Raw genomic sequence first — 12,010 nt, 5'->3', positions numbered from 1 at the left:
GGGGGGCGGCCCCCCCCGGGCGGGGGGGGGCGGCGGCGGGGGGGGGGGGGTGGGGGGCGGCGGGGGGGGGGGGGGAGGGGGGGGGGGGGGGGGGGTGGGGGGGGGGGGCAGCGGCACGGACGGCGGGGAGAGGTGGGCGGCGGCCGGCGCCGGCTGGGGGGACGGCCGGGCGGCCGGTTTCTCCATGCTGGGGGCCGGCTTGGCGTGAACGACGACGGGGGGCAGGGTCTCGGGGATGGGTGAGGGAGACCCCACGCCACCGCCGGCGGGTTTCGCCTGCTTGACCAGCCGGGCCGTGTACTGGACCGGGGCCAGTTCCCCCGCCACCGTGCGGTCGATGTCGGCGCCGGGGCCCCCGCAGTGGCGTTCGATGATCTCCTGGATCGCCTTGCAGAACACGCCGCAGCCGGGGTAACGGTCGTTGGGGTTCTTCGAGAGCGCCTTCATGACGGCGTCCACGAGGGGTTGCGGAAGCCTGGGGTTCAGCGCGAGCGGGGTGATGGGCGGGGCCTGGATGTGCTTGAGCATCACCGTGAAGTCGCTGTCGCGCGAGTCCGGGTCGTCGAAGGGGGGGCGTCCCGTGAGCATCTCGTAAACCACGCACCCCATGCTGTACTCGTCGGACCGGTGGTCGAGCCCCCGGGGGTTCGAGATCTGCTCGGGGCTCATGTAGTGGGGCGTGCCGATCCCCGCGCCGCTCTTGGTCTGCCGGGACTCGCCCACCATCAGGGCGATGCCGAAGTCGGTGAGGTAGGCGTTGCCTTCCTTGTCCAGCAGGATGTTCGAGGGCTTGACGTCGCGGTGGATGATCCCCTTCTGGTGGGCGTAGTCCAGGGCCTGCAGGATATCGACGGCGATCTGGAGGGCGATGGGGAGCACCATGGGCCCCTTGGCCTCGGCGATGAGCTTCTCGAGGGAGCGCCCCTGGAGCAGCGTCATGATCAGGTAGTAGTGGCCGGCCTCGGTGAAGAACTCGCGGACACCCACGATCCGGGGGTGCTCGAGCCGGTCCATGGCCCGGGCCTCGCGGAGGAAGCGCTTCTCGAAATTGGGGTCGAGCGCGATGTTGTCCGCCATGATCTTGACGGCCACCAGGCGGTCGAGGAGCGCGTGCCGGGCCTGCCAGACCTCACCCATGCCCCCCTGGCCGATCCTCCGCTCGAAGATGTAATCACGAACCCGTGTTCCTGGTACCATTTCGGCTCCTTGACTTCACGATACCCCTCGGACGGGTGAGGCCGTCTCCGGTTCACCGATCCGACCGCGCAGGCAACCGAATACTGGACGAATCATTCAGCCGAGAGTTGCAATTCCCCCAGACACCCACGTTTCAGACAGGCCGCGCCAACCGGATTATACTGCATCCGGAACCCAATGGCAACAGAAACAGGAACTTTTTCAGGGCTGCAGACGGCGGATGCACAGGAGGGTGCGGTCGTCGGACTGGGGGGCCCCGGCCGTGAAGGTCTCCACCGAGGCCATGATCCCCCGGACGACATCCGTCAGGGGACGATGCGCGAGCGCGAGGAGTTCCGTCACGAGGCGCTGTTGGGGGTCGTCGAAGAAGTGCCCGTGGACGTTCTCCGCCTCGGTGATGCCGTCGGTGTGAAGGACCAGGGTGTCCCCCTTCTCCAGGACCGCCTCCCCCTGCTCGAAGGCGACGGAGGGGAAGATTCCGAGGAAAACGTTGCCCGGCTCGGTCAGGAGTTCCGCGGCGCCGTTCTGCCGCAGGAGGATCGGCGGGTTGTGACCGGCCCGGACGAAATCCAGTCTTCCCGTCAGGAGGTCCAGGATCCCGAAGAACACGGTGATGAAGGTGGTGGAGGACGCCAGCTCCTTCAGGAGGGTCTCGTTCACCACCCGGGCGACGTCCCGGGGTGTCCGCCCCGCCATGGCCGCCCCCTTGATCAGCACCCGGCACATGGACATCTGCATCGCCGCGGGCACGCCCTTGCCCGACACGTCCCCGATGGCGAAGGCGAGCCGCTGGGGGGACACGAAGTAGTAGTCGTAGAAGTCGCCCCCCACGTGGCGGGCCGGTTTCTGCTCCGCGCAGACGTCCACGTCGGTCCGGCCGGGAAAGGCCGGGTACCCCGTGGGGAGCATGGACCGCTGGATGGTCTCGGCCACGTCCAGTTCGCGCTCGATGGTGCGAAGCCTCACCTTCTCGCGGTGGCGGGACTGGTACTCGAGGCCGGTCAGGGTCAGGATCACCACGCTGGCCAGGATCACGAGCGTCCGGAACCACCAGGTTTTCCAGAAGGGGGGGTGGACCACGATCCGGACCGAGGCGCCCGCCTCGTTCCAGACGTCGTCGTTGTTGCAGGCCCGGACGCGGAAGGTGTAGGTCCCCGGTTCCAGGTTGGTGTACGAGGCGTGGCGCCGGTCGGCGCCGACGGTGATCCAGTCGGGGTCCAGCCCTTCCATCCGGTAGGCGTACCGGTTCTTGCCCGGGGAGGCGAAGTCGAGGGCGGAGAACTCCAGCGTGATGTAGTAGTCGTCCGGGCCGACCTCCAGCTCGGTCATCTGCGTGAGGGGGAGCGGGGTCTCGACGGGGCGGTTGAGCTTGAGGAAGCGGGTGACGGCCACGGGGGGGACATGCGGGTTGTCCCGGATTTCGAGGGGGAGGAAGACGTTGAAGCCGTGGATGCCGCCGAAGTACATCCGGCCGCTGCGGCCCCGGTGGAAGGCGCCCCCGTTGAACTCGTTGCTCTGCAGCCCGTCGGACTCGGAGTAGTTCCGGAAGGCCCGCCGGAGCGGGTCGAACCGGGAGATCCCGTTGTTGGTGCTCATCCAGAGGTTTCCCGAGGCGTCGCGGAGGATCCCGTAGATGGAGTTGCTCGGGAGCCCGTCGTCGGTGGTGAAGACTTCCGTCGAGCCGTCCCGGGGGTCGAAACGGTTCAGCCCCGCGCCCCAGGTGCCCAGCCAGAGGAAACCTTCGGCGTCCTCGTGGATGGCGAAGATGAAGTTGCTGCTCAGGGCGTTGGTTGCGCCGGGGTTCGCCAGGTAGCGGCGGAACCGGCCCGTGGCGCGGTCCAGGAGGTTGAGCCCCCCGCCGTGGGTGGCCACCCAGAGGCGGCCCTGGCGGTCTTCGTGGACGGCCCGGACGACGTCGTTCCCGAGGGAGCCCGGGTCGCGGGCGTCGTACCGGTGGTGGGTGAACACGCCCGTGGCCGGGTCGAGGCAGTCGAGACCGCCGCCGAAGGTGCCGACCCAGACCTTCCCGAAGCGGTCGACGGCGAGGGCCCGGACCTGGTTGTGGCAGAGGCTCCCGGGGGCCGCGGGGTCGTTGAGGTAGGCGGTCGCCTGCCCGGTGTCGGGGTCGAAGCGGTTCAACCCGCCGCCGTCGGTCCCGATCCAGAACGCGCCCGAGGGGTCGGGGCAGATCACGCGGACCCGGTCGCTGGAGAGGGGCCGCGGGGCGCCGGCCCGGGACTGGTAATGGCGCCAGGTCCGGGCGACGGGGTCGAAGCGGTCGAGCCCGCCCCCGTGGGTCCCGATCCAGACGCAGCCGCGGGCGGGGTCCTCGTAGAAGGACCAGACGATGTCGTTGCCCAGGCTGTCCGGGTTTCCCGGCTGGGACTGGAAGAGGTAGAACGCCTTCCGACCCGGGTCGCAGACGTTGAGCCCGCCCCCGTAGGTGCTCACCCAGAGCATCCCGCCGGCGTCCTCGAAGAGGGCGCGCACCTCGTTGCGGCTGAGGCTGCCGGGGTCCCGGGGGTCGTTGCGGTAACGGACGAAACACCCGCAGGACACGTGGAACAGGTTGAGCCCTCCCCCGTTGGTGCCGACCCACAGGCGTCCGGCCCGGTCCTCGAAGAGCGTGGAAACCAGGTCGCTCCCGAGGCTGCGGTCGTCCTCCGGGTCGTGGCGGTAATGCCGGAAGGCGCCCGTGGTACGGTCCATCCGGTCGAGACCGCCGCCCTGGGTGCCGACCCAGAACCGCCCCTTCCGGTCCTCCAGGACGGCGTAGACGTCGTCGTGCGCCAGGGAGTCCTCCCGCGCGGGGTCGTGACGGTATCGCCGGAAGGAGCCGTCGGAGGGGTCGAACCGGTTCAGGCCCCCGCCGCGGGTGCCGACCCAGAGGACACCCCGGCTGTCCTCGAAGAGGGCGTAAACGGAATCGCTCCCGAGGCTGCGGGCGTTGCGCGGGTCGTGCCGGTAGACGGTGAAGGTCCCGCCGGCGGGGTCGAAGCGGTTGAGACCGCCGTCGGTCCCCACCCAGATCGTGCCCCGGCGGTCCTGGAGGATGGTGCGGACTAGGTCGTGGCTGAGGCTCCGGGGGTTTCGCGGGTCGTTCCGGTAGGTGACGAACCGCCCCGTCCGGTAGTCGTAGCGGTTGAGCCCGCCGTTGAAGGTGCCGACCCAGAGGCAGCCCTCCCGGTCCAGGCGCATGGCGACGATGCTGTTGGTGCTGATTCCCCCGGGGCGGCCGGGCGTGGGGCGCAAGACCTCGAAGCGGTACCCGTCGTAGACGTTGAGGCCGTCCTCGGTGCCGAACCACATGAACCCGCGCGGGTCCTGGGCGATGCACTCCACGATGCTCTGGGAGAGCCCCTGGTCGATGGAGATCCGGTGGAAGCGCAGGGGGAGCGGTTCCCCCGCCGCCGGGGCGGCGGAGACGGCCAGCCCCGGCCACGTCAGCAGCAGCAGGAAGGCCCAAAATACTCGACGGACTCCGGACATCGTTTCCTCCGACCCCTTATACGACGGAAAGCCCCACGGAATTCACGGGGCGAGGTGAAAAATGATGGGGGCTGTATTCCTGGTCACAGGAGGGGGCTCATTTCCACGGCGGGGGGCCGCCGGGCTCGCGGTCGGGCAGGAAGGCCCGGACGCCCATGAAACGGGACATGGCGCTCTCGAACCGGGGAAAGCGCCGGAGGGCCTCGGCGTAGCAGCGCGCGGCGTTGGCGGGGTCGCCCTTCTCCTCGAGGGCCACCCCGATGTTGTAGTAGGGCCAGGGGTTCTCCGGGAGGGCCCGCACGGCGTCCTTGTAGAACGCGATGGCGAGGTCGGTCTTCCCCTGGGCCTTGTAGGCGACCCCGAGGGAATTCAGCGAGTAGGAGAAGGACGTCGGCTCCACCACGGGGAACCAGGCCAGCCCCATGCCGGCCGCCAGGGAGACGACGAGGGTCGCGACGACCCGGCGCCCCGCCCGGAAGAGGTCCGGGAGGCTGACCAGGAAGGCCGCGGCGAACAGGGCCATGAACGGCACGGCGGGGACCCGGTAGCGGGCGCTGACAAAGAAGAGGATCACGGAGGCGGCGTACCCCAGCGTGAAGAGGTAGAGGGGCCCCGGGTTCTCCAGCCGCTTCCGGAGGAGCACCATCCCGGGGACCGCCAGCACCGTCAGCAACCCGAAACCGGGGAAGGGCCACGCCAGGAGGGGGACATGCTCCCGGACGAACTGGTAGTCCCAGACGTCGGGGAGTTCGTAGTGGTTCCCGTACAGGGCGAACTTCTTGAGGAAGAGGGGGAAGAGGTAACCCACCCCCTGGCGCGACATCGCCCGGAAGGTCTCCCCGTACCACCAGGCGGAGACCTGGGAGGGCTTCAGCTTCCGACCCGCCTGCCGTTCAGCCTCCCGGGCGGCTTCGAGGTGCATGTTCTCCGGGTTGGTGCTGATTCCCTCGATCTGCCGGAACGATCCCGTGGCGCCCGGGGCGTTGCCGACGTAGAAGTTCATGCCGTCGTGGGCGGACACCAGGACGAAATCCTTCGCGGCGACAAGGTTCCGGATCGTGACGGGCGCGATGGCCGCCGCCGTGGAGAGGGCGAGGACGGCCAGCGGGACCAGCAGTTTCCGCACGCCGTCGCGTCGGTGCTTCCAGAGGAGCCAGAGCCCCGCCAGACCGGCCAGGACGAGAGCGTTCCCCCGGGCCAGCGCCGCCAGGCCGAGGCACAGGCCCGAGACGGCGAGCCAGGGGGCCCGGCCCCCCCGGGCGTACCGGAGCAGGCCGACCAGGGCGGCGGCCAGGAGGAAGGCCGAGGGGACCTCGCCCATGAGCATGGCGCCGTAGAAGAGCGACGGGCCGTGGAACGCGCACAGGAGCCCCGCGACCCACCCCGCGGCGGGGGTCAGGAGCATCCGGCCCGCGACGAGGGCCAGCACGCAGGTCCCGGCCCCGAGGAGGGACTGCACGGCGTAGACCGCCCCGTAGGACGGGCCGAAGACCGTGTAGACCAGGGCCAGGAAATAGCCGCAGAAGGGCATCCGGTAGATGAACAGCTCGGGGTTGCCCAGCCAGTTCCCCTGGAGGATTCCCCGTGCCCACGTGTCGAAGATCGCGTCGTCGTACCCGCCCGGGACCGGCGACCAGAAGGGGGTGCCGTGGACCTGCCAGAGGTAGATCAGCCGGACGGCCAGCGCCACCAGGAAAACGGCCCCCATCTGCAGCCACGCCTGGCGCTCGGGCCCGAAGCGGGCGAAGGGGTCCACGAGGAACCGGGGATACCAGGCCTTGGCGCCGGCCTTCTTCCCCCTGGCGTCGAGACGGTTCAGCCAGGCGGAGACCGCCTCCACCTCCACGCCGAGTTCGCGCGCCATGGCGGAGCGGGACTTGCGGCGCCGATTCCGTTCGATGAAGCGCTTCTGGGATTCGCCGAGTTCATGCATGGGCGGGGTCCTCTCCTCGGGGGCGGCCCGGGGCCCTTCCCCTGCCGGGGCTCGGGCGGACCGGGATGCGGGCGGGGCGGATCACCGGGGGGGCGGCTCCACCAGGATGAAGATCCACTCGGTGGAGCCGGTGCGGATCCGGGCGTAGTTGTGAAGGGGCACGGGCGCGGAGACGATCTCGTTGTCCAGCTGGGTCCCGTTGAGGCTGTCGGCGTCGTCGAGCACGAACACCCCGTCCTTCCACTCCAGCACTGCGTGGAGGCTGGACATGAGGGGGTCGTTGGAGACCTGGACGCTGCAGTCCCCGCGGCGCCCGATGGTGATCCGGTCGTTCAGCAGGGCGTGAATCCGGCCTTCCGGGTGCCAGGTGTAGCTGACCAGCACCCCCGTCACGCGGAGCCCCGTCTCATCCTCCGGCACGTCCGAGACCACCCGGGGGGACGTCCCGGGGACCAGCCGGCTGGTCACGCCCGGTTCCGCCTGGACGGTGTGCCCCGGGGCCGCGGAGCCGGCGTGCTGCTGGAGGTCGGGACGGGTGGAGGGTTTCGGGTGTTCGGGCGCCGCGACGCCGGCCGCCGGGTGGGCCGGGATGGAGGCCGCCTGCTCCTCCTGGAGCCGCATCTCCTGTTCCTCCTGCTCCATGCGGCAGTAGGGGCAGGACCGCCAGGTGGGGTCCATGGAGTGCTTCCCCGCCGGGCAGAGGCCGGGCGTGACGGCCTTGGGGGCCGGGAACGCCGAGCGGCAGAACACGCAGAACCGCGCGTTGTCGGGGTTCACCTTCTTGCAGGACAGGCACTCTTTGCTCATGGGTTCGCCCCCGCTCCTCGTCGGCTTGGAGAACCCGTCCTCATTGACCGGCACACCGCGGATTCGAGGGGTGGGTTCCGTCGCCCATTGTAATTCAGAGTGAAAACGATTGACAAGGACAATCGGAACGGGCGCCCCGAATGTGCTTGAAAAGCCGCGCCGGCGGGGGTAGAGTTCGAGGGGACAACAGGATGGCGGGGCCGGCGGCGGGGCCCGGGGCCCCGCGGGGGGGATCGACGGTGACGGCCTCGAAAAAGCCTGTGAGCCCGGCGGGAAATCGTTGGCAGTGCCCTGGTTTCGGTCATCTCCCGGAGGGCGACGGTAATTTTGGAGGGAATGTCAACGACGACGGAGGTGCGACGGTGAGCGACATGGACCGGAGAGACCTGCTGAAACTGGGGCTGGCGGGGGGGATCTGCCTGGGCAGCCCGCTCGGCGATGCCGCCCGGTCCGCGTCGAACGCGGACGGGCCCCGCGGGGGGGGCGCCCCCGCCCCGGGGCCGGCGGAGGTTGACGCCTTCGCCTTCGGGGAGATGGGCGTCGCCGAGCTGCAAGCCGGGATGGACAGGGGAACGTGGCGGTCCGCCGAACTCGTGGCCGCCTTCCTGGACCGGATCGAGGCGGTGGACCGGGGCGGCCCCGCCCTGCGCGCCGTCGTCGAAATAAACCCCGACGCGCTCGACATCGCCCGCGGCCTGGACGAGGAGCGCCGGCGCAACGGCGCCCGCGGGCCGATGCACGGGATCCCCGTCCTGGTCAAGGACAACCTGGACACGGCCGACCGCATGCAGACCACCGCCGGCTCGCTGGCCCTGGAGGGCCCGGCGGCCCCGGCGGACGCCTTTGCCGTCCGGCGCCTGCGGGAGGCCGGCGCGGTGATCCTGGGGAAGACGAACCTGAGCGAGTGGGCCAACATCCGGTCGTCGTTCTCGTCCAGCGGCTGGAGTGCCCGGGGCGGGCAGACGCGGAACCCCTACGTGCTGGACCGGTCGCCCTGCGGCTCGAGCTCCGGCTCCGGCGTGGCCGTGGCGGCCAATCTCTGCACCGTCGCCGTGGGGACGGAAACCGACGGGTCGGTCACCTGCCCCGCGGCCATCAACGGGATCGTGGGGATCAAGCCCACCCTCGGGCTGGTCAGCCGAAGGGGGATCGTTCCCATCGCCGCGAGCCAGGACACCGCGGGCCCCATGGCCCGGACCGTCCGCGACGCGGCCCTCCTGCTGAACGCCCTGGCGGGCCCGGACCCCGCCGACCCCGCGTCCGCCGCCTTTCGAAAGGCCGGGGAGCGGGACTACACCCGGACCCTCGACCCGGGAGGCCTGAAGGGGGCCCGGGTCGGCGTCGCGCGGAACCTCTTCGGCTACCACGAGGCCCTGGACGCCCGCATCGCCGACTGCCTGGACGCACTCCGGGGGGCCGGCGCGGTCCTGGTGGACCCGGCGGACCTTCCCCACGCCCACGATTACGGGGCGGCCGAGCTGGAGGTGCTGCTCTACGAACTCAAGGCCGGACTCAACGCCTACCTCGCCGCCCGGCCGGGGGCGCCGGTGAAGTCCCTGGCGGAGGTGATCGCGTTCAACGAGCGCCACCGGTCCCGCGAGATGCCCTACTTCGGGCAGGACCTCCTCGTGAAGGCCGAGGGGAAGGGCCCCCTCTCCTCCCCGGTCTACCGGGCGGCCCTCCAGCGGTGCCGCCGCCTCTCCCGCGCCTTCGGGATCGACGCGGTCCTCCGGAAGCACCGGCTGGACGCCGTGGTGGCGCCCACGACCGGCCCCGCCTGGCCCATCGACCTTCTCAACGGCGACCACTTCACCGGCAGCGCCACGACGCCCCCGGCCGTCGCCGGCTACCCCCACGTGACGGTGCCGGCCGGCCTGGTGCGCGACCTCCCCGTGGGGCTCTCCTTCATCGGGACGGCCTTCTCGGAACCGGTCCTGCTCCGGCTGGCCTACGCCTTCGAGCAGACGGTGAAAGCCCGCCGCCCCCCCCGCTTCCTCCCGACCCTCTCGTTGGGGCCTGCTGCGCGGTAAAACCCCGTCCAGCCGTGCGAACGAAGCCCACGGTCCCGCCGGGGGCCCGTTCCGCACCCCTCTCGGACAGCGCTCCGCTGCCGCACGGTCCTTTTCGCGCATCGGGCGGATTTTCACGAAAGGTCCGGGGATCGGCGGCGGGCGGGGAACATTCCGGGGGTTGCCGTCGTTCTAAGGGGTGAAATTTGTTTTTGGAGGTACCGAAGATGTTCAAACGAACCGTTGTCATCGTGTGTCTGGGGTTGCTCATGGCCGCCGGCGCCGCCCTGGCGCAGGTCGAGGAGAAGTCGTTCACCCTCGGGGCCGGGGAGCCCGTCCGGGTGGCCACCGTGGCCGGCGCCGTCACGGTCACCGCCTGGGACCAGCCGGGGCAGGTGCGTGTGAAGGCCGTGACGAAGGGGGAGGGCGTGCAGCCGGAAATGGTCCGGGAGGCGGGGGCGCTCGCCGTTCGGGAGAAGCACGCGGAAGGGGGGAAAGCACGTGACGATCACGGGTCCGTGGACTTCGAGGTCTTCGTCCCGCGGGACGCCCGGGTGGAAATCAAGACCGTGAGCGGGGCGGTGCGCTGCGAGGGGCTGTCGGGGGGCGTCTGCCTCAAGACCGTGAGCGGCGACGTCGAGGCGAAGCTGGGAAAACCCGGGCCGGTGGAGCTGTCCAGCGTCTCCGGTCAGATCCGGTGCGCCGTGGGCGAGGGGCTGCCGCAGAAGGTGAACCTCCGGAGCGTCAGCGGGGACATCGACCTCGCCCTGCCGTCGGGGGCGGGCGCGACGATCTCGGCCCGGTCGGTTTCCGGCGAGATGAGCTTTCCCGCCGCGTGGACGGGGCTGCACAAGCGGGACGGTTACGGGAGCGTGTCGCTCGACGGGGCGGTCGGCCCGGGCGGGTGCGCCGTGAACGTGACCACGGTGAGCGGCGATTTCAAGCTGCACTGAAGCGGTCAGGGGGCGGGCGGGCCCGCCCCCCCCCCCGGCTCGGGTGAAACGGAGGTGAACCGCGGAGGAGATCCCCGCCTGGAGCACCCGGCCCCCACCCCGGAAAAGGAAGCACGAAATAACTGGAAATTGAACCACGAACCACGCGAACCGCACGAACGGAGAATGCAGAATTGATGCGTTCGCTAAAAGTCCATTTCTCTCGCAGAGACACGGAGGCGCGGAGAAATGCAAATCGGATTTAGTTGAATAAACAATCCTGACGCGGTCGCAAAAAGTACCATCACCCTCCGGGTGATGGCTCAAACAAAGGCCTTACAGACATTCTTCCGTCCGTCTTCCGACTTTTTGCGAACCCGTCAATCCTTATGATTCTTCTCCGTGCCTCCGTGCCTCTGTGAGAGACCTTCCGGACGTTTTCTCCCGGCGGCGAGGCGACCCAGTGAAGGCAAGCGTTCGAGCCCCCTGGCCGCATCCCTGGCGATCCGGTTTTCCTTGAGAGCTTTACTTCTTGGCGAGAGCAGGATCCGGTTTCTTTGCGGGCTTTGCGTCTTGGCGAGAGCAGGATCCGGTTTCTTTGCAGGCTTTGCGCCTTGGCGAGAGCAGGGCCCGGGTCCGCGCTCGCCAAGGCGCAAAGATCGCAAAGAGAGACCTCTGTAGCGCCTGTTTGTGCGGCATGACCCGTCAGCGCCCTCTGCCGCGTCGGCTCGGCCTGTCCCTTTGGTCCTTTTGGTCCTTTGGGTCCCTTGGTCCCTTCACGCCCCGGTTTCGCCACGGCGCCTTCATGCCTGCGGGAAGCTCGGCGCCCCCCCGCCTTGTGCCTGCGCGCCGGTTTTCCATGTTCCGGGAAACGCGGGTGCGCTTTGGGGCCGCGCCGCTCCGGCAACCTTCGCGGCGCGATCAAAGCGGCGCTCCGGCAGCCTTCGCGCCGCACTCCGCAAGGCAGATGGAACCTTTTCCGGTATCGACCCCGACCCCGATACCGCTGCCGATTTCCGACCCCGGCGCCGATTACGATGCCGATGCCGATACCGATTGCGATACCGATACCGATTGCGATACCGATACCGATACCGATTCCGACCCCGACGACCATTCCTCCGGACCTACAGCCTTCAGCCCAACCCGGATAAACCGGAGAGAAACCACGGATGAACACGGATGGACACGGATCATCCGGACGCGCCAGAAAAATAACAGGCGGTCTTTACCTCTCGCAAAGGCGCAAAGACGCAAAGCCTCGCAAAGCCGGAAGCGGAAAAGGGAGATTCCTTTGCGAGGCTTTGCGTCCTGGCGTCTTTGCGAGAGACCGGATACGTCGATTCCGGAAACGGATCAGCACCAGTGGGGCATTTTAGCCCCGGGGCATGCCGGACGACGCGGCCGGGATTCCCTCCTCCGTCCCCGCATCGGGTTTCCCCGCTCTGAAAGCGGTGGGAGCCCACCGATGATCTCAAATCTTGCTCATTTTGCCAAAGATCTTACTTCGTAGGGACTACAGCCCAACCCGGATAAACCGGAGAGAAACCACGGATGAACACGGATGGACACGGATCATCCGGACGCTCCAGAAAAAAACAGGCGGTCTTTACCTCTCGCAAAGGCGCAAAGACGCAAAGCCT

General features: G+C 69.2%; 6 protein-coding genes. 2 read left to right on the top strand and 4 right to left on the bottom strand.

Annotated elements, in window-relative coordinates; translation table 11 throughout:
- The 4 genes from KA419_20620 to KA419_20605 form a co-directional block, all read right to left on the bottom strand.
- Nucleotides 1-1,197 (bottom strand): serine/threonine protein kinase (locus KA419_20620; protein MBP7868339.1); only part of this gene is annotated, 1,197 nt, incomplete at its 3' end.
- A gap of 201 nt (nt 1,198-1,398) precedes the next feature.
- The gene (locus KA419_20615) at nt 1,399-4,686 is read right to left on the bottom strand and encodes a SpoIIE family protein phosphatase (protein MBP7868338.1); all 3,288 of its coding nucleotides are present in this window, start codon (nt 4,684-4,686) and stop codon (nt 1,399-1,401) included.
- 97 nt (nt 4,687-4,783) lie between these two features.
- Entirely contained in the window at nt 4,784-6,619 is a 1,836-nt protein-coding gene (locus KA419_20610) for a glycosyltransferase family 39 protein (protein ID MBP7868337.1), read from the bottom strand.
- A gap of 81 nt (nt 6,620-6,700) precedes the next feature.
- A complete protein-coding gene (locus tag KA419_20605) occupies nt 6,701-7,426 on the bottom strand; it encodes an FHA domain-containing protein (protein MBP7868336.1) in 726 nt (241 codons plus the stop codon).
- Between the two features lie 371 nt (nt 7,427-7,797).
- Here KA419_20605 and KA419_20600 point away from each other — a divergent pair, with 371 nt between their 5' ends.
- Both KA419_20600 and KA419_20595 read left to right on the top strand, forming a co-directional pair.
- Nucleotides 7,798-9,456 carry an amidase gene (locus KA419_20600; protein MBP7868335.1) on the top strand — a complete coding sequence of 553 codons (1,659 nt, stop codon included), beginning with the start codon at nt 7,798-7,800 and terminating at the stop codon, nt 9,454-9,456.
- A 206-nt stretch (nt 9,457-9,662) separates the two neighbouring features.
- A complete protein-coding gene (locus tag KA419_20595) occupies nt 9,663-10,388 on the top strand; it encodes a DUF4097 family beta strand repeat protein (GenBank protein MBP7868334.1) in 726 nt (241 codons plus the stop codon).
- Nucleotides 10,389-12,010: the final 1,622 nt, after the last annotated feature.

The organism is Acidobacteriota bacterium (assembly GCA_018001935.1).
Classification (GTDB): domain Bacteria; phylum Acidobacteriota; class JAAYUB01; order JAAYUB01; family JAAYUB01; genus JAGNHB01.
The sequence above is the reverse complement of the archived record's forward strand: the minus strand, read 5'-3'. Positions and strand labels throughout refer to the sequence as shown.

Coding starts and splice junctions, on each gene's coding strand:
- KA419_20595 (MBP7868334.1), top strand. CDS start 9,663: ATGTTCAAACGAACCGTTGTCATCGTGTGTCTGGGGTTGCTCATGGCC.
- KA419_20610 (MBP7868337.1), bottom strand. CDS start 6,619: ATGCATGAACTCGGCGAATCCCAGAAGCGCTTCATCGAACGGAATCGG.
- KA419_20615 (MBP7868338.1), bottom strand. CDS start 4,686: ATGTCCGGAGTCCGTCGAGTATTTTGGGCCTTCCTGCTGCTGCTGACG.
- KA419_20605 (MBP7868336.1), bottom strand. CDS start 7,426: ATGAGCAAAGAGTGCCTGTCCTGCAAGAAGGTGAACCCCGACAACGCG.
- KA419_20600 (MBP7868335.1), top strand. CDS start 7,798: ATGGACCGGAGAGACCTGCTGAAACTGGGGCTGGCGGGGGGGATCTGC.